Below are 24,626 nucleotides of genomic sequence, written 5' to 3'. Positions count from 1 at the left end.
AGAAAACATAAAAGGTGCTGAATAAATACCAATACTTGTAGTAAGTAAAAAGCGTTCACTAACCCAGTTAGTGAACGCTTTTCGAATTATAGTTGAGTTGTGATTAATATCCGTACTCAAAACGTCCCTCGGTAACAACTACTCCACTTGTAGTGGTGAATTCAAAACTACCACTGATACATTTTGTTTCAGTATCATGAGAAGTTATTGTCAATGTTCCGGAGACAGCTGATGCTTTATCATTGTATAAACTGTAAGTAGCACTGTAAGCGCCTGATCCGGTTAAAGAATGCTCTCCAACAGTTACGTCAATAGGGAAAACAATCGTTATTTCTTCATTTTCATTACTTGCTTTGATCAATATAGAAGGATTGTTTACTCCAAATGGTATAGCATCGTGATCATCAGTAATCATTTCATTACCATTAATCATAGCGACTAAAGAAGCATTGAGTAGACAAGGATTTATTTCTGGATCTTCTTCCTCTTCCTCTTCTTCTACATTTATGATAATTTCTTCCTCTTCTTCTTCTTGTACTTCGGGAACAAAATTTTCAATTGGTAATCTGTAAAACCATCCATTTCTAAAACTTACGGATTTACCATTTGTTCCTTTTAAGTCTTCAAAATAGAAATTACCAGAAACTTGATTGTTGTAGATTTCTGTTATTACAATTTGTCCGTTGCTTATTCCATTCTCCGAAATAAACTTTATGTCATTTTCTTCAAAACTTACAGTATTAATAGCTTGTTGTTCTAGTCTATAGGTTCCTACGTCTGTTGATGAAGTGGTAAAACTTATAGATTCAGTACCTGTATTACCTACAATCACTAATGTGCCATCATCATGGATTATAGCTTTCTTGATCTCTGGTCTAAATAATTTTCCGTCAATAGTAGCTTGTAAACCGGGTGTGTTAACCTCGATATCAGTAGTACAAGAATTAAGAAAAAGGCATATAATTGCCAGTATTGGAGTAATTTTTTTAATCATACGCTTGGGGCTTTAAAAAATCTAGATACAGATAACTGTAACTAAAATTACTTATGCAAACATATCATGAAAATCTGTATAAAACAATTTTTTAGCAAACAAAATCACTTTTTTAAACGATTAATGTCAAAATAATATCGATGAAATACACAAAAAATAATATTTAACGTTCAAAAAGTAAGTTTTTACGGTTTTTGATTTATGTTACTTATTTGCTTTCAAGAGTTCGTTTTTTAATAAGACTGGTATTAGGTAAATTTCTATTAGAATTAAAGATTAATTATTTTGAAGCTAATTTGCTAAAAATGATTACATTTGCGCACTTAATTATAATCGGGGTCGAGTACCCAAAAATTAATTCATATGTCTGTTAAAATTAGATTACAGAGACACGGTAAAAAAGGAAAACCTTTTTACTGGATCGTAGCAGCTGATGCTAGAGCAAAAAGAGATGGTAGATTTTTAGAAAAAATCGGTACTTACAATCCAAACACTAACCCAGCAACAATTGACTTAAATGTAGATGGTGCTGTAAAATGGTTACAAAATGGAGCGCAACCTACTGATACGGCTAGAGCTATTTTGTCTTATAAAGGAGCAATGCTAAAAAACCACCTTGCAGGAGGTGTTAGAAAAGGAGCTTTAACTGAAGAACAAGCTGAGGAAAAATTCAATGCTTGGGTTCAGGAAAAAGAAGGTTCTGTAACTGCTAAGAAAGATTCTCTAGCAAAAGCAGAAGCTGATGCAAAAGCAAAAGCTATTGCTGCAGAAAAAGAAGTAAACGCTAAGCGTGAAGCTGAAGCCGCTGAGGCTGAGGCTGCTGCAAAAGCGGAAGAAGTTGCTGCACAGGCAGCAGAAGAAGTAACTGAAGAAGCTAGCAGCGAGGAAGAATAGTTGCATTACTAACGATGAAGAAAGAAGATTGCTTCTATCTAGGCAAAATCGTAAGCAAATTTAGTTTTAAAGGTGAGGTATTGATAAAACTTGATACTGATGAACCTGAAAATTATGTAAAAATGGAATCGGTTTTTATTAATTATAATAAAAACTTGGTTCCATTTTTTATAGAAAAAAGCTCACTTCATAAAAGTGATTTGCTTCGAGTGAAATTTGAAGATGTAGACTCAGAAGAGGATGCAGATGATCTAATGAAATCAGAAATATACTTACCCTTAAATCTTTTGCCAAAACTGGAAGGAGATAAATTTTATTTCCATGAAGTGATAGGTTTTAAGATTGTAGATGCTGCTTTTGGGGAGGTAGGTGTTATTAAGCATATAAATGATAGTACTGCTCAAGCTCTTTTTGAGATTGATCGTGAAGGTATTGAAATATTGATACCAATGAATGATGAATTTATAGATAAGGTAGATAGAAAAACAAATACAGTTTTTGTACGTACTCCAGAAGGATTGATAGATCTATATCTTTAATATATGTCTAAACCATTTCGTTTTAAACAGTTTACTGTACATCAAGATAGGTGTGCCATGAAAATAGGAACTGATGCTGTTTTATTAGGGTCTTGGGTTCCTTTATCAGATAATGTGTCTTCCGTCCTTGATGTGGGAACAGGAACCGGTGTGATTGCTTTGATGATGGCTCAGCGTTCTTATGCCGAGATTATTGATGCTGTGGAGATTGATGCTGCTGCATATGAACAATCAGTGGAAAACTTCGAAGCTTCTGATTGGGGTGATCGTTTATTTTGTTATCATGCTTCTTTTCAGGAATTCTTTCAAGAGATCGATGATAAATATGATTTATTAATTAGTAATCCCCCATTTTATACTGATACTTATAAAACTGAAGATGCTACTCGTGCCATAGCTAGGTTCGAGGATGCGCTTCCATTTGAACATCTTTTTATAGGAGCTTCCCACTTACTTTCTGAAAAAGGTAAGTTTGCAGTTGTGCTGCCTTTTAAAGAAGAGAAAAACGCCATAAACATTGCTAAAAGTGCAGGATTGTTTCCTGAAAAGATAACAAGAGTTCAGGGAAACCCTTCTTCTGATATTAAGAGAACTCTGTTGTTGTTTGGTTTTGATCAAGTTGATTTCGAAGAAGATACCTTGGTTGTTGAAACTGATAGGCATCAGTATACTTCTAAGTATATAGAGTTAACTAAAGATTTTTATTTAAAAATGTAAATAAAAAAGAGGAGCTATAAATAACTCCTCTTTTTCCAAATTCAATCACTCTACGAAGTTTAGTCTATATTTCTATAAACAAACACTCTTAAAGATTTTTAATACGGTTAACTTTTGCCAATCCAGTTTCCTTCAGCATCACATAATACTTCAACTGTTTCACCATCTTCTTTTGTAAGTTCTAATTTAAACTCAGATGCATCTTCTTTTGCAGCAGCTTTGCTTATCGTTGCACCTGCAAAATCTTTTGCCACAGCGTCAAGTACTGGTTGAGGTAAATTTTCAACAGCTAATTCGATATATTTTTCTTGAGTAATAACTTCTACAGTTTCATCAGAAGATGTTTCCTGTGCATTTATATTCTGAGTTCCTAATAAAAGTCCAAAAGCTAATACTGGTAATACAAATAAATTTTTCATTTTGTTTTTAGGTTTTAATTATTCTTTATTTCGATGATTAATTAATTGGAATAACTATGCCAGAGGATGTTTTTAGACAGTTTTGAATTTAAAATACTGATAGATAGTGTTTTAAATAAAATATTAATAATGTTAAGGGTATCTAAAATGTGTAGAAATAAAGTGAGTAATGCGGAAATTTGCAACAAATTACTTGGGTTCTATACTTATAGATTACTTTGTATACATTGTGTCAACAATTAAATTTTACCTATAAATTATCCTCAGTGTTTTATAATATATTTTAAGAAGTCAAAAAAAATTGGTTGCTCTTTTTTCATTAATTACATTTGTTAGCGGTTTAATAACCATAATTTTGAAAATAGTATAAAATATAAATAGAAAATATAATGAAGCCCGATCTTTTTGAAGCACCAGACTATTATAATTTAGATGAACTTTTGACCGACGAACATAAATTGGTTCGTGATGCTGCTCGTAGTTGGGTAAAACGAGATGTGTCTCCTATTATAGAAGAATATGCGCAACGTGCAGAATTTCCTAATCAAATTATTAAGGGATTAGCAGAAATAGGAGCTTTTGGGCCTTATATTCCAGAAAAATATGGTGGAGCAGGACTGGATCAGATTAGTTACGGTTTAATTATGCAGGAAATAGAACGAGGAGATTCTGGAGTACGTTCTACGGCATCAGTGCAATCTTCATTAGTGATGTATCCAATTTGGAAATATGGAACTGAAGACCAACGAAATAAATACCTTCCTAAGTTAGCGTCTGGAGAATTTATGGGATGTTTTGGGCTTACGGAACCTGATCATGGATCTAATCCAGGCGGGATGACAACTAATTTTAAAGATAAGGGAGATCATTATTTACTCAATGGGGCAAAGTTATGGATATCAAATGCTCCTTTTGCAGATATTGCTGTAGTTTGGGCAAAGAATGAAGAAGGAAGAGTTCACGGACTTGTTGTAGAAAGAGGTATGGAAGGTTTTTCTACACCAGAAACACATAATAAATGGTCATTACGTGCATCTGCAACTGGAGAGCTTATTTTCGATAATGTAAAAGTGCCAAAAGAGAACTTATTACCAGGAAAAAGTGGATTAGGAGCTCCGCTAGGTTGTTTAGATTCAGCTCGTTTTGGGATCGCTTGGGGAGCAATAGGGGCAGCTATGGATTGTTATGATACCGCATTACGATATTCTAAGGAAAGAATTCAGTTTGATAAACCAATTGGAGGTACTCAGTTACAGCAAAAGAAATTGGCAGAAATGATTACTGAAATTACTAAAGCACAGTTACTAGCTTGGCGATTGGGAGTGTTAAGAGAAGAAGGAAAAGCTACCTCTGCACAAATCTCTATGGCAAAGAGAAATAATGTCGATATGGCGATAAAAATAGCACGTGAAGCTAGACAAATTCTCGGAGGAATGGGGATTACAGGAGAATATAGTATTATGAGACATATGATGAATTTAGAGAGTGTAATTACCTATGAAGGAACTCATGATATTCATCTTTTGATAACTGGTATGGATATAACAGGAATTGCAGCGTTTAAATAATTGATAATTTAAGGAAAACACAAACATCTTGAAATAGTAAGATGTTTTGTGCTAATATTTTTGTGGTTTAGAAAATAGTTTTAATTATGAAGATAATTGGACATCGTGGAGCAGCTGGATTAGTTGCAGAAAACACAGTAGAGTCTATAGCTGAGGCTTTTAAATATAATGTTGACGGAATTGAAATAGATATTCATAAATGTAAATCAGGAGAGCTTGTTGTAATCCATGACGAAACCTTAGAGAGAACAACAAATGGTAAAGGGAAAGTTTCTGAATTTACGTTTCAGGAGTTAAAAAAATATAGAACAAAAGAAGGGTATAGAATTCCAACACTTAATGAGGTGTTAGATTTTGTAAACGCCAAATGTATAGTTAATATAGAGCTAAAAGGAATAGGGACTGCTGGTCCTGTCCTGGAGCTTTTAGAACGACAAATCAAAGATTCAGATTGGGATTATGATGATTTTATCTTGTCTAGTTTTGATCATTCTCAATTATTTCAGATAAAATCGAAAACTTCTAAGTTTAAATTAGGTGTTTTGACGGAAAAAAGTATTCCATCAATACTTAAGGTTGCAGTAGTGCTAGAAGCATTTTCTCTGCATCCTCCAATACTTTCTTTACAAAAAGAAGAAGTCACTTCAGCGAAGAACAATGGGTTTAAAGTGTATACATGGACCGTAAATGATTCGTCTAAGATAAAGTCATCAAAAACTTGGAAGGTTGATGGTATCATTACAGATTTCCCTAATTTTGCTTAATGCAATATGATTTCTTAATAATTGGTGGAGGTGCAGCAGGGTTTTTTACAGCTATAAATGTAGCAGAAAAGAATCCTAAGCTTAAGATAGGGATTCTAGAAAGAGGGAAAGAGGTTTTATCCAAAGTAAGAATTTCGGGTGGTGGAAGATGTAATGTTACTCATGCAGAATTTGTTCCGGATGAATTAAGCAAGAATTACCCTAGGGGAGAGAAAGAACTTATAGGTCCTTTTCATACTTTTATGACTGGTGATACTATAGAATGGTTTAGTAGTCGTGGAGTAGAATTAAAAATAGAAGATGATGGAAGAATTTTTCCTGTTTCTGATTCTTCACAGACTATTATTGATTGCTTCCTTTCAGAATCAAAAAAACTTGGTATTGAAGTTCTAAAAAATCATGTTGTCAAAAATTTTTATAAGGAAGAAGAAATTTGGAAGGTAATTACGAATCAAGGTGATTTTGAAGCTGAAAAATTAATGTTGGCTACCGGAAGTAACCCTAAGATATGGACAAAACTTAATGAGTTAGATCTTAAAACTATTGATGCTGTCCCATCATTATTTACATTTAATATAAAAGATAGTAGAATTAAAGAATTGCCAGGAATCGCTACAGAAGCTTCGGTTGCAGTAAAGAATTCCAAATTGACTAGTGATGGTCCTTTGCTTATTACGCATTGGGGTATGAGTGGTCCCGCTATACTTAAATTATCTGCTTGGGGCGCGGTAGAGTTGAATTCCTATCAGTATAATTTTGAGATTATTGTTAATTGGCTACAGGATTATACTAAAGAAGAGGTGGTAGATGTGCTAAAATCACTAAAAAATAAAAACCCTAAGCAACAGGTTTTTAAATATGCTCAATTTGAATTACCAAAAAGGTTATGGCAAAGCTTAGTTCTAGCGTCTGGGATACATAATACTACTCGATGGGCAGATATTAATAAATCTCAATTATTTAAATTATCAGAAGAATTGACTCAAGGAATTTTTAAGGTCAAAGGGAAGAGTACCTTTAAAGAAGAGTTTGTTACCGCTGGTGGAATTGATCTTAAGGAGATTAATTTTAAAACTTTTGAAAGTAAGAAATATAAGAATCTATACTTCGCCGGAGAAATATTAAATATTGACGCAATTACAGGAGGGTTTAATTTTCAGAATGCCTGGACAGGTGCGTATATTGCTGCTCAAGCTATTATATCTTAAATATGAATACATACATAGTCTTATTGAGAGGAATTAATGTTGGGGGTCATAAAAAGATTAAAATGGCTGATCTTAAACAGCTTTTTTTAAACTTAGAATTTACTTCGGTGGTTACATATATCCAAAGTGGTAATGTTATTGTTCAACATAGTTCAGAAGATATTCGATCGTTAGAAATGAGAATTAGAGTTGGTATTGAGGAGCGGTTTGGTTTTGATGTTCCTGTTTTGATGATTACTTATGAAAAATTAGATAAGATACTTAAGAATAATCCATTTATTAATAAAATCAAAGAGGATGAGCTTGAAAGTAAAAAAATGTATTTTATGTTGCTATATGAGCATCCAGATATAAAAGTTTCGGAAGAACTGTCTTTAGTTTCGTTTGTTCCAGAAGAGTTTAGTATAACCAAAGATGTAGTCTATTTATTCGCTGCAAATGGTTATGGTAAAACAAAGCTTCACAGTAATTTCTTTGAAAAGAAACTAAAGTGTCAAGCCACAGCTAGAAACCTTAAAACAATGAATAAATTATTGGAATTAAGTTCTTTATCTAAATAAGTTGTATAAATACTTCTCGGAAATCTGTGTAAAATTTCGTATATTAAAAAGGTTTAACCATTACCTTATACACTATGAAAAAAATTACACTAATACTTATTATCGTTTTTATCTATAATAACGCATATGTTGCTCATGCGAATGACAAAGAACCTATAAAAAAATTATTGATGGATTATATCAATAAGATTAATGATTTAGAAAGAGGAGCAAAAAAAAATAGTGTTTTATATCTATTTGATGAGAAATATAGTGGAAATACAGTTTATGTTAATCTATCAGGAGCTTTGGTAAGAAAAGATTACGATAAAAAGAATATTTCTTCGCAATTGGATGATATCATTAATGATGATAATTATAGTTTTAAACTTACATTAGACAAAGTTGTTTTTCAAAACCAAAAAGAGAATGCAGGAATCATTTCTGCAGTGGTTAATTTTGAGTCATTTATAGATAAGAAATTAGCGGAGAGGGGAACCATGTTAATGGATTTGGTGGGTGTAAAGGTTAATGAAAGATGGAGGATTGTTCAAAATAATATGGTGAGGGTTTCAGAAGCAAAAGATATAGGAGAGTGTGTTTGTTATATGTATGGAAATGGAGACACTAAATTTGTTACAGAAGTTTATTTTCCTGCAGGATTAGAATACGATCAAAAATTGGAGTCTTTTCAGATTACTAAAAAGGATGGAGTAAGAGTTATTAAATCTCATAGTGATGAATTTTCTTGGAAAGGAAACGGAGGTGTCTATTATAAAGGTAAATCTATAGGAAAGACAAAAGAGCCCAAAAAAGCCATACAAGCAGCGGTCAAAAAATTATATAAAGATTCCTGCGTAGATGTAATATTTAATTAGGCTAGCTCAAATATAATACAACAATAATAAAAGTATCCTATCGATATATGTCTGTAGGATACTTTTATTATTGTTTTTTTTAAAATTAATCTCTAAGAAACCCTTTCCAGGATATTTCTATTGCTTGATTAATATGTTTATCTAATAATTTCACTTTTTCATTTTCGTGAATTTTTACTAGGGATACAACATTTCCAAAAAACAATTCTTCCATAACCATGGAGTTATATGATTTGAATACTTTTTGCCGAATACCTGATTTAAAATAATTCTCGATCTCCCCGTAATATTGTCTCGCTTTATCTTTTAAGGATTGAGGGATTTCTGGAGATCTTGCAATCTGTTCAGAAAACACAAAAGCTAATGGGTTGTTTACGAAATAGTGAAATAGATTAAGCCACATAATTGAAAACTGCTTTTTAATATCGTCCTCAGGGACATTACGCATAACAACAGTTCCAAAATCTTGAGTAAGCATTAAATAGAGTTCTGTAATAATTTCCTCTTTATTCTTAAAATGGTGATATACAGTTCCATTGGCAACACCAGATTCTTTAATAATTTGCGAAAGAGAAGTTGCCCGTATTCCTTGTTTTGTGATTAATTCTAAAGTTGTCTGTAAGACAATTGACTTTTTGTTCATAAAAATTTTTATTCCTTCATTCTTGGTTTAGTTAAGTTGCCAAATAGCAAAATTCAATGCAGTTGCATAAGCAACCCATATCAAGTAAGGGATAAGTAGGTAAGCGGCTGTTGAGTTAACAACTTTAAACCACCTGATTGTAAACAATAAAAGGATAAACAGGGCAAGTATATCCACAAGTGCAATCAATGGATTACGTAATCCAAAGAAAAAAATGGACCACGCAGCATTGAGTAAAAGTTGAAACCCAAAATGGTATAACGCAGTTTTTACCCATTTATGATAAAAACCTTTACTCCAAACAATTCCGGCAGCAATTCCCATCATAATATATAGGGCTGTCCATACTGGGGCAAAGAGCCAATTTGGGGGCGTAAAGGAAGGTTTTTGCAGTCCTGGATACCAACTGGTAATCGATGTTTGCGTAGCAATACTACTCAAAAAACCAATTAACAAGCATAGCAAAACAGCAATACCAATACGCAGTATTTTTTTTTTCATTCGAATTAGTTAGTTAAATACTAAAATAGCAATTTATTTTTACTAGCTTACTTTTAAAAGCATATAACAACTTATCTTTGCCAAAATTATTTTTTACGTTATGGGTGATTATAGTCAATTTGTCACTAAAATATCTTCTGTAGTTCTTAATAAAGGATCTATTTCTTGTACATCACCGAGTAATATTGCCTTAGTGAAATATTGGGGAAAACGACCAGTGCAATTTCCAGAAAATCCTTCTATAAGTTTTACGTTAGATACTTGTAAAACTGAGACCATATTAAGATATGAAAAATTAGAAAGTATTTCTGAAAATTTTCAATTCGAGTTGTTTTTTGAAGGAAAACCCAAACCAGATTTTAAACCAAAAATTCAAAGTTTTTTTCAAAGAATAATTACCTACGTTCCTTTTCTTAAGCAATATAAGTTTATAATAGAAACAAGTAATACATTTCCTCATAGTAGTGGAATAGCTTCTTCTGCAAGTGGGATGAGTGCTTTGGCATATTGTTTAATGCAGTTAGAAAAACAGCTAAACCCTGAGATGACCGGCGACGAGTTTGTTCAGAAAACTTCCTTTTTATCTAGATTAGGATCAGGAAGTGCTAGTAGAAGTATAGAAGGGCCGATTACAGTTTGGGGAGCGCATAAAAATGTAGAAGGAAGTAATGATGCATATGCAGTAAAATTTCCTTATACCATTCACGAAAATTTTAAGAATTATCAAGATACTATTCTTCTTGTCGATAAAGGAGAAAAACAAGTGAGTAGCTCTGTTGGTCATGATTTAATGCATGGCCATCCTTTTTCTTCTGAAAGATTTAAACAAGCAAACGAAAATATAGATAAACTTAAAAGTATTTTAATTTCCGGAGACTTGGATAAGTTTATTGAAGTGGTGGAAAGTGAAGCATTGACCTTGCATGCAATGATGATGACTTCTTTACCTTATTTTATTCTTATGAAACCAAACACATTATCTGTTATTAATAAGATTTGGGAGTATAGAAAAGAGACAGGATCTAAAATTTGTTTCACCTTAGATGCTGGAGCAAATGTTCATATATTATATCCAGATTCGGAGAAGGAACAGGTAATCGACTTCATTAAGAGAGAGTTAGTTGTATATTGTGAGAAAGGACAGTATATTTGCGACAAAATAGGATTAGGTGCTAAATTGTTGTAACTTTATCCTAATTAGTTAGACAAATTGGATATAAGGAATACGAACAGATGAAAGGACCACTTTTTTACTCTAAGATATTATTGTTTGGAGAATATGGTATAATTAAAGACTCAAAAGGGCTTTCTATACCCTATAATTTCTTCAAAGGAGCTCTAAAAGTATCTGATAATCCAGATGAAGAAGCGACTAAATCCAATAAAAGTTTAATTGATTTCACTAGTTATTTAGAAAGTGTTCAAGATAAAAATATCGTAGAATTCGATTTAGAAAGGTTGAAAAACGATGTGGCATCTGGGATGTATTTTGATAGTAGTATTCCTCAAGGATATGGAGTAGGAAGCAGTGGAGCACTTGTAGCAGCAATTTATGATAAATACGCTACGGATAAGATTACGGTTCTAGAAAATCTTACCCGAGATAAATTGTTGAAGTTAAAAGAGATTTTCGGATTCATGGAATCATTTTTTCATGGCAGTAGTTCTGGTTTAGATCCTTTAAACAGTTATTTAAGCCTTCCTATTCTAATTAATTCTAAAGATAATATAGAACCTGCAGGAATTCCGTCGCAAAGTGTAGATCATAAAAAGGGAGCTGTATTTTTATTGGATAGTGGTATTGTAGGAGAAACTGCTCCGATGGTAAGCATTTTCATGGAAAGCATGAAGCAAGAGGGATTTCGATCAATGCTTAAGAATCAGTTTGTTAAGCATACCGATGCTTGTGTTGATGACTTTTTGAAAGGCGATATAAAATCATTGTTTTCTAATATTAAACAGTTGTCTAATGTTGTTTTAGATAATTTTAAGCCAATGATTCCTAAGCAGTTTCATGCATTATGGAAAAACGGAATAGAAACCAATGATTATTATCTTAAATTATGTGGTTCTGGAGGCGGTGGTTATATATTAGGTTTTACCCAGGATTTTAATAAAGCCCAAACTGCATTAAAAGATTATAAATTAGAAGTGGTATACAACTTTTAATAGATCTACTGTAGGATGTTTTCTAGAAAAAATAAACTCATCCTACTCAAATTATTGAGCCTATTTTCTATTGTTAGAGGATATAATGTGCTCATTATTGTTTTAGCACAATATCTTACTTCCATCTTTATTCTAGCTCCTCACATTCCTTTAAGAGAAGTGCTTTTTGATGCGAACTTATTTGTTATTGTTTTAGCATCTGCAAGCGTAATTGCAGCAGGATATATTATCAATAATTTTTATGACAGGGAAAAGGATCTTATAAATAGACCTCAGAAAACAATGTTAGATCGTTTAGTAAGCCAACGAACTAAATTAACTGGATATTTCGTGCTTAACTTTCTTTCAGTAATATTAGCTAGTTATGTTTCTTTTAAAGCGGTATTGTTTTTTTCTTTATACGTCTTTGGAATATGGTTATATTCTCATAAGCTAAAAAGAATGCCGTTTCTCGGTAATTTCGTAGCATCTACGTTGTCCATTACTCCTTTCTTTGCTGTGTTCATTTATTATAAAAACTTTGATGAGGTGGTTTTTGTTCATGCTACCTTTTTGTTTTTAATGTTAGTGATGAGAGAAATGGTCAAAGATCTTGGGAATCTTAGAGGCGATGTAGCTCAAAATTATAAAACGATTCCAATTATTTATGGAGAATCAGCTTCGAAAAAAATGATTAGTTTATTAGTGTTAGCTTCGTGTCTGCCTATTTATTTACTACTTACAAAGTACGAAGTAGGCTACATGTATCTTTACTTTTATGTTTGTCTAACATTATTGTTGCTATTTCTAATAGCGTTATGGAAATCAGATGGGAGGATACATTATGTTTGGTTGCACAATATTTTAAAATTAATCATTGTATCTGGAGTATTTAGTATTATACTGATTGATGTTAATATGATACTGGATAGACTTCTTTGGTAATAAAAAAAGCAGCTATATCATTCGGATATAACTGCTCTTCTAAACAAGGTTTGTTTTAGTAAGTTTTAAGCTTCAGGGTTTAATACTTTTAGCTTAATCTTAAATACTTTGTTACCAGTTTTGATGGCGTCAGTGTCAACTTTTTTGTAATTTAATCTAGATTTTACGTACTGTTCTATTGCTTGTTTTTCTGAATCTACTGTAAGGATTACAATTTCTCCTTTAGCATTTAAGATAAATTCAATGTTAGCTTTAATTTCGTTACTCTCTAACCTAATTTCTGGTCTGTCTAATAAAAGAGCAATTTCGTTTCTTAGTTTTTGCTCTGAAGTTTCTTTAGTGTTTTTGTCATTTGCAAAAATTTGAGTTGTTGCTAAAATGGCTACTACTAATACAATTAATTTTTTCATTGTTACGTGTTTTTATTTGAGTTATAAAATTTTATTTGTTTTAATTTTACAAGACAAATGTAGAACCGATACGTAATTATTTTTGAGTTTATATTTTATTAGAATGTATTGCTAAGTTTACCTTTGCGTAAAAAAGAGAACGTTTTAACATAAATTGAACTTTGAATAATATATACTTTTTATAAGTTTACTTTGGGAGTATTTAGGAGGATTGATTTTTTTGATGTTAAATTCTCAAGTCTTAATCTTATTGCGATACGAATAATTGAATTTTTGGACCTTTTTTAATGTTACCATAATGTTAAGTAATGGTTTAACCGTAAAGCGATTTTTAAGATTTAAGTATTTGAAAATCAATTTTTTGAATGTTAATTATTCGTTAACTAAACTCTTAATAATTTGTAAACATTAACTATAAATCTGGATAAATTTAAAAATCAATTTTAGACATTCTTTATGAAGGATCAATTACTTACTGTGGCTTTAGCTCAGATATCGCCAGTTTGGTTGGATAAAAGGGCTACAATAGAAAAAATAAAAAAATCAATTATTGAAGGGGCACAAAAAAAGGCAGAGCTTATTGTTTTTGGAGAAACGTTACTGCCTGGATATCCTTTTTGGGTTTCACTAACCGATGGAGCTCAGTTCGACAATAAGATCCAGAAAGAAATTCATGCTCATTATGCTCAGAATGCAGTAGTTATAGAGCGAGGAGATTTAGACGGAATTTGTGATTTAGCAAAAGAGAATAGTATAGCAATCTATTTAGGTGTTATCGAACGACCCTTGGATAGAGGAGGTCATAGTTTATATGCATCTTTAGTATATATAAATGGGGATGGAGAAATTAAATCTGTACATCGTAAGTTACAACCAACTTATGAAGAAAGATTAACTTGGGCTCCAGGAGATGGTAACGGGCTTCGGGTACATCCGCTTAAAGCATTTACAGTAGGAGGTTTAAATTGTTGGGAAAACTGGATGCCATTACCTAGGGTAGCATTATATGGACAAGGAGAAAACCTACATGTCGCAGTTTGGCCAGGAAGTGATTATAATACTAAAGACATTACTCGTTTTATAGCAAGAGAATCAAGATCTTATGTTATTTCTGTATCTAGTTTAATGCGAAAAGAGGATTTTCCTTCTACGACACCACACCTAGAAGAAATTTTGAAAAAAGCTCCTGATGTTTTAGGTAATGGAGGTTCCTGTATTGCTGGTCCGGATGGAGAGTGGATTTTGGAGCCTGTGCTTCATAAAGAAGGCTTGCTAATAGAAACTTTAGACTTTAATCGTGTATTGCAAGAACGCCAGAATTTTGATCCTGTAGGACATTACTCCCGACCAGATGTAACGCAGCTTAATGTAAATAGAGAGCGTCAAAGTACTGTTTGGTTTGGTGAAGAATAGTTGTCATTTCTAAAAACGAAACAACTATCTTTGCAAAAAATGTAAGATATGAGTCGTGGTGACAATTCCAATAGAGGAAAAGGAAGTGGAAGACAAGGTGGAAAACCTAATAGAAAATCATATAGTAAAGGTAAGGCTCCCATAAAGGGCAATAATAATTCACCTAAGAAGATTTCTGATCCCGATCAAATTCGATTAAATAAGTTTGTCGCTAATTCTGGAGTTTGCTCTAGAAGAGATGCCGATTTGTATATACAAACAGGAAGTGTTTGGGTAAACGGGAAACCAGTTACCGAAATGGGATATAAGGTTAAATTAACAGATGAGGTTAAGTTTGATGGTCGATTAATCACACCAGAAAGAAAAGAATATGTGTTGCTTAATAAGCCTAAAGGTTTTGTGACTTCTACAAGTCCGGAGAAAACAAGAACAGTAATGGATTTAGTTGCTAATGCATCCAAGGCAAGATTAAAACCAGTAGGTAGATTAGAACGAAATACCACAGGTTTGTTACTTTTTACTAATGATGTAGATTTAGAAAAGAAGTTAACTCATCATAAAACTGGAGTTCGCAAAATTTTTCATGTAGAGTTGGATCGTAATCTAAAGTTCGAGGATTTTCAGAAGATAGAAAAAGGTGTGCGATTAGAAGAAGGTTTTATTTCGGTAGATGAGATATCTTATATAGAAGGAGCTGCTAAAAATGAAATTGGGATACAATTAATGTCTTCAAAAAACGGTATCGTAACTAAACTTTTCGAACATCTTAATTACGGTGTTGTAAAATTAGATAGAGTTATTTTTGCTGGATTAACTAAAAAAGATCTGCCTAGAGGTCACTGGCGAATACTTACAGAACAAGAGGTGATTAATATGAAAATGATGTAGAATTTTTTTATTTTCGCGGAGTATACATTTATGAAGATATATTCTGCACTTAAAATAGGTAACTTTCACACAAATTATTGCGAAGATTTTTTAATAAAAGAACAGCTTAGTTCAAATCGATTTATGATTGCTGTGATGGACGGTTGTACTATGGGAAAAGAATCTGTATTCGCATCAATTCTTATAGGAAAAATTCTTAGAAATGTAGCTAAAGAGAAGTTTTATACGGACTTTATAGAAAGTGATTCTTCTGAGTTAGTTTTATGTTTAAAAGAAATCCTTCAAAAACTGTTTAATCAGCTTAAAGTATTTAAAAATAGTTTAGGTATCGAAACAGAAGAATTATTATCAACCTTAATTATCGGAATAGTTGATAAAAAGACTTCTACTGGTGAGTTTTTGACAATTGGAGATGGTTTAATTTGTTTTGATAATAATGTTGTCGAATATGAACAAAATGATAAACCAGATTATTTGGGATATCATTTAAATGAAGATTTTAATTCTTGGTATTTATTACAAAAACAAAGACTATCTATAAAATCCTTTAAAGATTTGTCTATCTGTACAGATGGTATTTTTTCTTTTAAAAATTTTAAAAACAAAAAACATCAGAAAAAAGAAATGGAGATTATTCAGTTTTTATTGAAAGATAAGGCAGGAATTGAATATGACCACTTTCTAGAAAAGAAAATTCAAGATTTAGAAATTAGAATGGACCAAACTCTAACAGATGATCTTGCTATTATTAGAATTATTGTATGATTAATACCTCTCCAACAATTCCTTTAACTCGTCATAATATTGTTTAGAAAGATAAATACCATTATGACCTGCCCCTTTAATAAGTGTAAGTTCAATTTTATCCGGATATAATTGCTTTAATCGTTTAGAATGCTCTTCTGGTTTAATCAAAAAGTCTTTGGAACCATGAAAAACACGAATAGGAGAATTGACTTCTCCTAAAAACTTATAAGACGGGATTTCGTAGTTAATTAATGATTGTGGAACAGGTGCTATATTAGCTATGAATTCATTCCAGGCGTAATATGGCGCTTCTAAAATAAGAAGTTTAGGATTATTTTTTGCTGCGGTATATGATGCAAATCCTGTTCCTATGGAATACCCTAATATAATAACGTCTTTTTCGTCATATCTAGTTAGGGCATAATCGTATATTTTTTGAGCATCGTGATAAAGTTCTGATTCTTCTTCATAGAAGCTGTCGCTTTTACCATATCCTCTATAGTCTACGAATAAAACGTCAAATTTATTTTCTGTATATAAATACGCTCGCTCTCCCCATTCATGAATAGCTCCTGCATTACCATGAAAATATAATATTAACCCTTTGCTAATAGAATCTGTTTTAAATAATAATGCATTAAGATTGATATTCTCTTCTACAGCTATGTTGATCTCTTCAAACGGTTGATCAAAGGAATACGAATAATCTTTGTCTAATACTTTTGGATTGAAAAAGAAACGTTCCTGTTTCACATATAAAAAGATATATATAAAAAGGATCAAAATAATAATGACTCCTGCAAATCGTAATAATCTACGTGCTATTTTTTTAAAATTAATTTTCAAGATATTGTTTCGTATTTTTTAGTACAAAAAGGGTTTTTGTCAATTCTGTAAAAAGTGCAAAACCTTCTTCTTTTTTATTAAAAAGCTTGATAGTGTTCGCTCCAAATAATTCTAATATTTTATTATTTGATAAAGAGTTAAAATTTATAAAGAAAGTATCTCCAGAATGATGTTCAATTTCAAAGTTTCCCTCATCTACTTTTTTTGAATCTTTGAATAAAGTAAATTGATTTTGTGTAATTTCAAGTTGATAATCACAATCTAATCTAGTTGAATTAAACTCGCAAAAATGTCTATCCGTTCTATATTTACATAGATCCCAGTTATTTTGTAATAATTCTGTAATGGTTGTAGTATCTTGAGAAAACGAAAAACTACTAACAAGTACTGTTATAAGTAGAAAGTGTAGTTTGCTATTTAGTTTAAAACTCAAGTATAGATAGATTTTAATGAAACTTTTGAAGTGTTTTTTAATACTTCAAAAATAAAAATACCAAATACAATACTATATTCCAGAGCAACAAACCATAAATTTTCTTTAAAATCAAGGTTGATATACGCTGTGTAGCTGCATATAATAAGAAATGACCACCAAATAGGAAATCTATAATTAGTGAATATACAAAGTGATAAAGGAACTGCTATATACCATGGATGAACGGTAGTTGACAAGAAATAATAACTACAAATACCAATAACCATAACGGTAATTAATTCTGATGTCTTTTTGTTTTTTCTAAAAAACGTAAGAATTAATAGAATTCCAATAACGATTAATGGTAATATCTTTCCTACCGTGCCAATTATATTCCAACCAATGGTTTGATATCCAATCCAACGAATAATGTAATAGATACTCGCATTAAATTCGAAGTTCTGAAACCAAAGACTAATGGTTTTACTAAAGTTTGCTATAAACTCTGCAGATAAAAAAGGAGTAAATAGAAGTACAGTAGTTATAATAACAATACTATAAAAACCAATAAGTTTAAAAAAACGATATTTAAGTTTAGATGTATTAAATCCTGTTATGAATTTTTGAAAGAACAAGGGTAAAAAGAGCAAGGGGATTAATTTTACAGATACAGAAAATGCCAGTGCCATTGCTGCCCAATACCAATATCCCTTTTGCAATAAATACAAGGACCAGATAACAAAGAATATCATGACTGCCTCAAAATGTAAGTTTCCGGCAAGTTCAATAATAACAAAAGGATTTAAGATATACCAAAAGATTCTATGCTCTGGTATATGCAACATTTGCAATAACTTTCTTCCAAAGAAAAAAGTACCAATATCTGCCAAAATGATTAATAACCTCAGAACAATTGCCGCACCTAAAATGCTGTTTCCAGAAAAAACACCAGCGATAACATAACAAAATTGACTTAAAGGAGGGTAATTCGTATAATGACTGCCATTAAGAGTGCCCATACCATTATATAATTTTTGTGCTTGAGCAATTGGGGCATTACCTTCTGCAATCCATGTTTCAGGTAAGGATAGATAAGGGTTAAACCCTTCCAATAACATTCTACCATCCCAAATGAATCTATAAAAATCTTGAGATAGATTTGGTATTGCAAAAAGAAACAATATTCTAAAAGCTAAAGCAATACCTGCTAATAGTTTAATGTTACTAGAATTAATTTTAATGATTCTATAGGAGATAAAAAATAAACCAACCCATAAGGCAAACATTTTTATGAAATCAATGCGTTCTAATTGATAGGCAAAACCCCAATAAAATATGGTACAAATGAATACTAGTAATATGGAAAACTTATTGTATTTCCATAATTCATTCATTATAATTTAGAAGTAACTGATTTAAAGAAAACAAATCCAAATCCAAGAAATAACATGATATGAAATAGAAACAATCCAAAATCCTGTAGTTTAAAAGCACTGTATAAAGCAAATGCAAAGTAGCACATAAGTAAAGCTTCAATAATGGTGTTTCCAGAAATGTTCTTGTTTACGTATTTATTTCCTTTCCAAGAATCTTTTAGCGTATTGATATTAAATTTTGGAGTTCTAACAAATTCACTTTTCTTTCCAAAATGGCCTTCTAAAACTGCCATAGAATTGTGTACAGAGAATCCCATAGCTATAGAAAAGAAGGTGAAAAACATTTTTATATATTCTATGAAATTCCAAAAACCGCCATTATGAATTTTCTTGAATGTATGCCAATAACAGAAGAAAAAGATCACAGTACTTAATGCAAAAAAGGCAATTACATTAAAGTACCAGCTAAACATTGGATTACTGTTTTTAATATACATCACAGGAACACTTAATACTGCAACTAGTAGTACTAATAAAAACATGCTGCTATTTAATAAGTGAAAGAAACTATGAAATTTAGTTTTAAAAGGAACGGTTTTATCTTTAAGCATTTTCCAATACAATTTTTGGAAATTTTCTGCCGCACCCTTATTCCATCTAAATTGTTGGGAGCGAGCTGCACTAATAACAACAGGTAATTCCGCAGGAGTTTCTACTTCTTCAAGATATTTGAATTTCCATTTTTTTAGTTGGGCTCTATAACTAAGGTCTAAGTCTTCTGTCAGTGTATCACCTTGCCAATTTCCTGCATCCTCGATACATTTTTTTCTCCATACTCCTGCAGTTCCATTGAAATTAATAAAGTGATCTTTATAATTTCGTCCTACTTGCTCCATAGTAAAGTGAAAATCCAACGCAAATGCCTGAATTTTAGTTAACATTGAGTAATTTCTATTAATATGTCCCCAACGAGTCTGTACAACACCAATATTTTCTTTTTTGAAATAAGGAATTGTCTGAAGTAACCATTTTCTTCCAGGTAAGAAATCAGCATCAAAAATTGCTATGAATTCTCCTTTGGCTATTTTCAATCCTTCTTTTAGAGCACCTGCTTTAAATCCTGTTCTATCTTCTCGGCAAATATGCTGAATATCTAGCCCCGTTTTTCGCAGTTTCTCTATATGAGTAGCTGTAGTATGCACAGATTCATCTGTAGAATCATCTAATACCTGAATTTCTAACTTATCCTTTGGATATTCTAATAGAGCAATATTATCCAGTAATCGTTCCATTACATATAGTTCATTATAAACCGGTAATTGAACTGTTACATAAGGGGTTTCTTCTTCTTTAGAAAGATCAAAAGTAGGACATTTGTCATCCAGTTTGCGTGATTTGAGATAGTTGAAAAGTAAATTCAACTGCGCTAAACTGTACAAGAAAATTATTAATAACGCTAATGTATAAATAACAATGATAGCAATATCCATTACGCAAAGCTATATTTAAAAATCCAACTTAAAATCTTAACGCCTGCAAAGATAGCACCTTTTATGGTTCCTGAAACTTTTGAGACACCTATTCTCTTTTTGTATCGAACCGGAACTTCTATATAGGAAAAATTTCTTTTTATTGCTTTTAACTGCATTTCTACAGTCCAGCCATACGTTTTATCCTGCATATTCAGTTCTAAAAGCTTATCATATTTAATTGCTCTAAAAGGTCCAAGATCCGTAAATTTTGCACCAAAAAACAATCTCATTAAGCTCGTTGCAAGCCAATTTCCGAAAATCTGAGGGATCGTCATTGATCCTGATTCCCGTAATTTTTTATCTCTAGCACCTATTACTATATCAATATCTTGATTTATTATAGGTGCAACTATTTTTGTCAATTCTTCAGGGTAATCACTAAAATCACCATCCAGAAAAACTATGATTTCTGGAACATCTTGTTGTGAGGCAACATAATCAAGCCCCTTTAAACAAGCATACCCATATCCCATTCTTTCTTCCTTTAATACAGTAGCTCCAGCCTGTCTTGCTACGTCTTCGGTATTATCTGTAGAGCTATTACTTACCACAATTATTTCAGAAACTATATCAGGAATTTCATTAATTACGTGGCCTATAGAGTCTTGCTCATTAAAGGCAGGTATGATTACTTTGATTATGGGATTCATTTATAGCGAAGCGTTGGGGTTGTCTTTTTTGAAGCTAAAAACATCTGTCCATTCTCCGGTTTTCTGATCGTCAATGTATTTTTCTGCTTTAAAAAGCTTGTCATTTTTATATAAAAGGCAATACCCGTTTTTTTGATTATTTTTATATTGATACTTTCTAGTAATACGATTTTTCTTATTACTTGCGGCAATATCGTAAATAATCCACCATTTTTCTGCTTTATCGTTTATAAAATGCCCTTCTTTGATTAGTTTATTGCTTGATGAGTAGAAATACCAATATCCTTGTTTTTTATTGTTCCAAAAATGTCCCTGTTCAGAAATAGTACCGTTAGGGTAATAAGAATACCAATAATCTGTTTTCTGACCATCCATTTTCCAACCTTCGGATTTGATAGATCCATCATTGTAATATTCTTTATGATATTCTTTTTCTACAGAAGTTTGAAAGGAAAAGGATATAAAGGAAATAACAATATAAAGTATGTATTTCATCATTTTAATCATTGGTTACGTGCTTAGACGAAAACTATTAGAGATACCTACAAATTATTTTAAAAATCTAAATCAAGAGAGTTTTTTATGTGCGTATAAAACTTACTTTTTTTGAATTGTTTATGTGAAAAAATGTATTTTATCGATGATTTTGGTATATTTGTCGATAAATAAAAAAGATTATATCATTTTATTTTTCTTTTTTTATTTAAAAAAAATATAATCGCATTTATGAAATTGAAGCTATTAGCATTTGATAGTACCTGGAAATATGATAGAGTATTAGCACCTTTTTTTTGTGTGATACTTCCAGCTACCGCGCTTCATGGTTATTTAGAGTATTTAAATACTGGATTTAGTTTGTATTTCTATAGAGATATTACTAATATTATCATTCTTACCTTAGGATTAGTAATACTTAAACTTAATCTAATAACAAAAAAGGAATTAATCGTAATATCCTTATATACAATTCGAATTGCGATTGATTACACTTTTATTGTTGGTTATTTTGATTCCAGTTTTGCGTTTGAATACAATTTTATACATGTTCAAATGATTTTTGCTACGGTCATATTTGCTGCGGGTACGTTGATACATGCAAGGCATCTTTTTATACTAAATACGATGAATATTTTATTCATTATTTGTTGTGCATTAACAATTGGCAATGAACATTCGGTTATGAGATTTATCTTTTGTGGAGTTTTGGTTTCGGGTGGTGGATTTATAGCCTATGCAGGTAAAAAATTTGTACAATCACTTTTTAGAAAAATTAGGTCTGCAAGAGTACTGATAGAAAAGCAGAATATTGAATTAAAAAAAATGAATGCTACAAAAAATCAATTATTTAGAATTATTGGTCATGACTTAAGAACCCCCTTTCATCAAATGAGTCTGCTAATTGACCTTATTTCAGAAAGTAAGGATGAGAATGAAAAGTTGCAATATCTTAATCTTATAAAAGAATCAGCTACTCAAGGAAACGAACTTTTGGAAGATCTGTTAAGTTGGGATGAGAAAGATGTGGATCATAGTGATATAAACTTAGATGAGTTTTCAATTGCTAAAATTGTAAATAAGACTTTCGAGTTTTATAAATTTAATAGCAATGTTAAAGAAATCACGTTGATCAATGAGGTACCAGAAAATATAAAATTGAGAATAAGTAATTCTATGATGGAAACTATTTTTAGAAACTTAATTGGAAATGCCATTAAGTTTTCTCATCCAAAATCGAAAATCATAGTTAATTGTAGTATTAATAATGGCCATATTGATTTATCGGTTGTGGATAAAGGTGTAGGTATAAGTTCCGAACAATTAACGGTGCTATTTTCTGATCAGGTTAAATCAACATCTGGAACCGCCGATGAAAAAGGAACTGGCTATGGATTAGGAATTGTAAAAAAACTTGTAGAACAACAAAAGGGGTCACTTTCAATCGACAGTGAATTGAAAAAAGGAACAAAAGTAGTACTCACTTTTCCTTTGGTAGCTTAACACTTCCAAAAATAGTATTAGATTACTTCTTTTTCCTACAAATTAAGAAAGAATTTTTGATCACTTCTTTAAGTTTAGATCGTTTCTAACTCGACAATATTCTTTATTGTTGATATTTATAAGCTGATAGAAAAGTTAAATATTGATTGATTTTTTCTTACCAAATGTAGTTTTTTTATCAAAAAATGTGTATTTCATCGATTATTTAGTTGTTTTTAACGATAAATAAATAAATTTCACTATATTGAGATAAGTTTTAACGGGGCTAAATAAATCGATGTTAATATGAATAGCACATCTAAAAAATTACCCGGATTCTTTCAGTTTGATAAGGTTTTGTTTACGGTAATGTTTATTGCATTACCAGGAATAATACTTGATGGCTTAGTTGAGTTTAACGAAGCTGGATTAAGTGCTTATTTTAATAGAGCTGTTGTTACATTTTCTATAGTTACTCTTGGTTTAATATTGCAGAGAAGCGGTTTTATTAGAAAATCAAAACTACTTACCTTATCCGTATATACTATCGTTTTAGGTATGATGTCAACGATATTTTTTGGCGTAGATGATCCTAATTTCATATTTGAATCATTTTTCCTAAAAGTAGAAGTAATTGTATCTCTTTTATTTTTTGCAGTAGGTATGTTGGTGCATTTTAGGCATATTATCTTCTTGCTAACGATTAATTTTCTTTTCATAGGATTATGTATGTTTTATTACCCTAGCTTTCCTTTAGAGAAGTTTGCTTTTTATTTTGTTATTGTTAGTGGTGGTGGTCTTATGGCATATTTCTGTCAGCGTTTACTTGTACAGTTATCTAGAAAAGTTAAAGAAGCAAATAGATTGATAAGCATCAAGAATGAAGAATTAAAAGAAATGAATCAATCCAAAGATGATTTGTTTAGGATTATAGGTCACGATCTTAGAACTCCATTTTATCAACTTAGATCATTAATTGACATGGTAGATGAAGTAGAGAATGATGAAGAAAGAAATGAGATACGAAATATGATAAGACAAGCTGCTGATAAAGGAAATAATTTGTTGGAGGATTTATTAGAATGGGGAAACATTTACAAAAAACAATCACAAGTTTTATTGGAGACAAAAGAGATTTCTGTCATAGTAGATAAGGTTTTTGCGTTTTCTGATTTAAAAACAAAAAATAAAGAGATTAGTCTAATAAATAAGTTGCCTAGAGATTTAAAAGTAACAATAAACCCAGCAATGATGGAAACTGTAATGAGAAACTTGATAGCAAATGCCATTAAATTTTCGCACCGAGGTTCAGATATTATTGTAAAATCGGAAAAAATAGGTGGACAGGTAAGAATAGCTATAGAAGATAAAGGAATCGGAATGTGTAATGATAGTCTTTATAATCTTTTTGAAAAAGAAAGAAACAATTCTACTACTGGTACAGAAAATGAAAGAGGTACAGGATTTGGGTTAAGTATAGCTAAAAAACTAGTAGAAAAACAGAACGGAGTTTTAGAAATAGAGAGTGAATACAACAAAGGAACAACGATTAATTTATATTTTCCCAATACAATGAGTGCCTAATTTATGAACTAAACTTTTGTAAATAAAAAAA

At 31.3% G+C, this 24,626-nt stretch carries 27 protein-coding genes; 16 read left to right on the top strand and 11 right to left on the bottom strand.

Annotated elements, in window-relative coordinates; all coding sequences use genetic code 11:
- Positions 1–103: 103 nt before the first annotated feature.
- Positions 104–994, bottom strand: a complete 891-nt coding sequence (locus J8L88_RS08635; protein WP_027394898.1) for a DUF6252 family protein — start codon at positions 992–994, stop codon at positions 104–106.
- Between the two features lie 363 nt (positions 995–1,357).
- On the opposite strand from J8L88_RS08635, the gene J8L88_RS08630 reads away from it, so the two are divergent.
- The 3 genes from J8L88_RS08630 to J8L88_RS08620 are packed head-to-tail and all read left to right on the top strand — an operon-like array spanning position 1,358 to position 3,144.
- Complete coding sequence (locus tag J8L88_RS08630) at positions 1,358–1,888, top strand: 30S ribosomal protein S16 (protein WP_211060522.1); 531 nt, start codon at positions 1,358–1,360, stop codon at positions 1,886–1,888.
- A 14-nt stretch (positions 1,889–1,902) separates the two neighbouring features.
- On the top strand, positions 1,903–2,427 hold the full coding sequence (gene rimM, locus J8L88_RS08625; RefSeq protein ID WP_118387839.1) for a ribosome maturation factor RimM: 525 nt from the start codon (positions 1,903–1,905) through the stop codon (positions 2,425–2,427).
- 3 nt (positions 2,428–2,430) lie between these two features.
- On the top strand, positions 2,431–3,144 hold the full coding sequence (locus J8L88_RS08620; RefSeq protein ID WP_211060521.1) for a tRNA1(Val) (adenine(37)-N6)-methyltransferase: 714 nt from the start codon (positions 2,431–2,433) through the stop codon (positions 3,142–3,144).
- 107 nt (positions 3,145–3,251) lie between these two features.
- Here the strand turns inward: J8L88_RS08620 and J8L88_RS08615 are convergent, their stop codons facing one another.
- A complete protein-coding gene (locus tag J8L88_RS08615; protein WP_118387835.1) occupies positions 3,252–3,563 on the bottom strand; it encodes a hypothetical protein in 312 nt (103 codons plus the stop codon).
- A 389-nt stretch (positions 3,564–3,952) separates the two neighbouring features.
- On the opposite strand from J8L88_RS08615, the gene J8L88_RS08610 reads away from it, so the two are divergent.
- The 5 genes from J8L88_RS08610 to J8L88_RS08590 all read left to right on the top strand — a co-directional run bounded on the left by J8L88_RS08610 (position 3,953) and on the right by J8L88_RS08590 (position 8,520).
- A complete protein-coding gene (locus tag J8L88_RS08610) occupies positions 3,953–5,131 on the top strand; it encodes an acyl-CoA dehydrogenase family protein (protein ID WP_027394903.1) in 1,179 nt (392 codons plus the stop codon).
- Between the two features lie 86 nt (positions 5,132–5,217).
- A complete protein-coding gene (locus tag J8L88_RS08605) occupies positions 5,218–5,895 on the top strand; it encodes a glycerophosphodiester phosphodiesterase family protein (protein ID WP_211060520.1) in 678 nt (225 codons plus the stop codon).
- Positions 5,895–7,103 carry an NAD(P)/FAD-dependent oxidoreductase gene (locus J8L88_RS08600; protein WP_211060519.1) on the top strand — a complete coding sequence of 403 codons (1,209 nt, stop codon included), beginning with the start codon at positions 5,895–5,897 and terminating at the stop codon, positions 7,101–7,103. The genes J8L88_RS08605 and J8L88_RS08600 overlap by 1 nt, the downstream gene beginning before the upstream one ends.
- Positions 7,104–7,105: 2 nt before the next feature.
- Positions 7,106–7,663: a DUF1697 domain-containing protein gene (locus J8L88_RS08595; protein ID WP_027394906.1), complete on the top strand. Its 558-nt coding sequence runs from the start codon at positions 7,106–7,108 to the stop codon at positions 7,661–7,663.
- Positions 7,664–7,737: 74 nt separating this feature from the next.
- Positions 7,738–8,520, top strand: coding sequence for a hypothetical protein (locus tag J8L88_RS08590; RefSeq protein WP_027394907.1), 783 nt, complete (start codon positions 7,738–7,740; stop codon positions 8,518–8,520).
- A gap of 85 nt (positions 8,521–8,605) precedes the next feature.
- Here J8L88_RS08590 and J8L88_RS08585 read toward each other — a convergent pair whose 3' ends face one another.
- Complete coding sequence (locus tag J8L88_RS08585; protein WP_027394908.1) at positions 8,606–9,163, bottom strand: TetR/AcrR family transcriptional regulator; 558 nt, start codon at positions 9,161–9,163, stop codon at positions 8,606–8,608.
- A 27-nt stretch (positions 9,164–9,190) separates the two neighbouring features.
- Entirely contained in the window at positions 9,191–9,664 is a 474-nt protein-coding gene (locus J8L88_RS08580) for a TspO/MBR family protein (protein WP_027394909.1), read from the bottom strand.
- A gap of 100 nt (positions 9,665–9,764) precedes the next feature.
- Between J8L88_RS08580 and J8L88_RS08575 the strand changes: the two genes are divergently transcribed.
- From J8L88_RS08575 to J8L88_RS08565, 3 genes are read left to right on the top strand one after another with little or no spacing between them, the layout of a single operon-like run.
- Complete coding sequence (locus tag J8L88_RS08575) at positions 9,765–10,850, top strand: diphosphomevalonate/mevalonate 3,5-bisphosphate decarboxylase family protein (RefSeq protein ID WP_211060518.1); 1,086 nt, start codon at positions 9,765–9,767, stop codon at positions 10,848–10,850.
- A gap of 47 nt (positions 10,851–10,897) precedes the next feature.
- Positions 10,898–11,833: a mevalonate kinase gene (locus J8L88_RS08570; protein WP_027394911.1), complete on the top strand. Its 936-nt coding sequence runs from the start codon at positions 10,898–10,900 to the stop codon at positions 11,831–11,833.
- A gap of 15 nt (positions 11,834–11,848) precedes the next feature.
- Positions 11,849–12,757 (top strand): geranylgeranylglycerol-phosphate geranylgeranyltransferase, encoded by a 909-nt coding sequence (locus J8L88_RS08565; protein ID WP_027394912.1) that lies wholly within the window; start codon positions 11,849–11,851, stop codon positions 12,755–12,757.
- Between the two features lie 65 nt (positions 12,758–12,822).
- On the opposite strand, the gene J8L88_RS08560 is transcribed toward J8L88_RS08565, so the two are convergent.
- The gene (locus J8L88_RS08560) at positions 12,823–13,167 is read right to left on the bottom strand and encodes a hypothetical protein (protein WP_051336268.1); all 345 of its coding nucleotides are present in this window, start codon (positions 13,165–13,167) and stop codon (positions 12,823–12,825) included.
- Between the two features lie 456 nt (positions 13,168–13,623).
- On the opposite strand from J8L88_RS08560, the gene J8L88_RS08555 reads away from it, so the two are divergent.
- Genes J8L88_RS08555 through J8L88_RS08545 form a run of 3 tightly spaced genes read left to right on the top strand, consistent with a single transcriptional unit; the run spans position 13,624 to position 16,233 of the window.
- Positions 13,624–14,580, top strand: a complete 957-nt coding sequence (locus J8L88_RS08555) for a carbon-nitrogen hydrolase family protein (protein ID WP_118387823.1) — start codon at positions 13,624–13,626, stop codon at positions 14,578–14,580.
- Positions 14,581–14,628: 48 nt separating this feature from the next.
- Positions 14,629–15,468 (top strand): pseudouridine synthase, encoded by an 840-nt coding sequence (locus tag J8L88_RS08550; RefSeq protein ID WP_108804982.1) that lies wholly within the window; start codon positions 14,629–14,631, stop codon positions 15,466–15,468.
- Positions 15,469–15,498: 30 nt separating this feature from the next.
- Positions 15,499–16,233: a protein phosphatase 2C domain-containing protein gene (locus J8L88_RS08545; RefSeq protein ID WP_118387821.1), complete on the top strand. Its 735-nt coding sequence runs from the start codon at positions 15,499–15,501 to the stop codon at positions 16,231–16,233.
- Here the strand turns inward: J8L88_RS08545 and J8L88_RS08540 are convergent, their stop codons facing one another.
- From J8L88_RS08540 to J8L88_RS08515, 6 genes are read right to left on the bottom strand one after another with little or no spacing between them, the layout of a single operon-like run.
- A complete protein-coding gene (locus J8L88_RS08540; protein ID WP_051336269.1) occupies positions 16,234–17,061 on the bottom strand; it encodes an alpha/beta hydrolase in 828 nt (275 codons plus the stop codon).
- Positions 17,051–17,494: a hypothetical protein gene (locus J8L88_RS08535; protein WP_027394916.1), complete on the bottom strand. Its 444-nt coding sequence runs from the start codon at positions 17,492–17,494 to the stop codon at positions 17,051–17,053. The genes J8L88_RS08540 and J8L88_RS08535 overlap by 11 nt, the downstream gene beginning before the upstream one ends.
- Positions 17,491–18,870: a mannosyltransferase gene (locus J8L88_RS08530; protein WP_211060517.1), complete on the bottom strand. Its 1,380-nt coding sequence runs from the start codon at positions 18,868–18,870 to the stop codon at positions 17,491–17,493. Before J8L88_RS08530 ends, J8L88_RS08535 begins: the two co-directional genes overlap by 4 nt.
- Positions 18,870–20,342 (bottom strand): cellulose synthase family protein, encoded by a 1,473-nt coding sequence (locus J8L88_RS08525; RefSeq protein ID WP_027394918.1) that lies wholly within the window; start codon positions 20,340–20,342, stop codon positions 18,870–18,872. Before J8L88_RS08525 ends, J8L88_RS08530 begins: the two co-directional genes overlap by 1 nt.
- Positions 20,342–21,034 carry a glycosyltransferase family 2 protein gene (locus tag J8L88_RS08520; RefSeq protein WP_027394919.1) on the bottom strand — a complete coding sequence of 231 codons (693 nt, stop codon included), beginning with the start codon at positions 21,032–21,034 and terminating at the stop codon, positions 20,342–20,344. The genes J8L88_RS08525 and J8L88_RS08520 overlap by 1 nt, the downstream gene beginning before the upstream one ends.
- On the bottom strand, positions 21,035–21,529 hold the full coding sequence (locus J8L88_RS08515; RefSeq protein WP_211060516.1) for a toxin-antitoxin system YwqK family antitoxin: 495 nt from the start codon (positions 21,527–21,529) through the stop codon (positions 21,035–21,037). It abuts the gene before it with no gap.
- 231 nt (positions 21,530–21,760) lie between these two features.
- Here J8L88_RS08515 and J8L88_RS08510 point away from each other — a divergent pair, with 231 nt between their 5' ends.
- Positions 21,761–23,032, top strand: a complete 1,272-nt coding sequence (locus tag J8L88_RS08510; protein ID WP_027394921.1) for a sensor histidine kinase KdpD — start codon at positions 21,761–21,763, stop codon at positions 23,030–23,032.
- 285 nt (positions 23,033–23,317) lie between these two features.
- Positions 23,318–24,595 carry a sensor histidine kinase KdpD gene (locus tag J8L88_RS08505; RefSeq protein WP_118387815.1) on the top strand — a complete coding sequence of 426 codons (1,278 nt, stop codon included), beginning with the start codon at positions 23,318–23,320 and terminating at the stop codon, positions 24,593–24,595.
- Positions 24,596–24,626 lie beyond the last annotated feature (31 nt).

Origin of the sequence: Aquimarina sp. MMG015 (genome assembly GCF_018100855.1) — a bacterium.
GTDB lineage: Bacteria > Bacteroidota > Bacteroidia > Flavobacteriales > Flavobacteriaceae > Aquimarina > Aquimarina latercula.
This window is presented reverse-complemented; position numbering and strand designations above follow the sequence as displayed.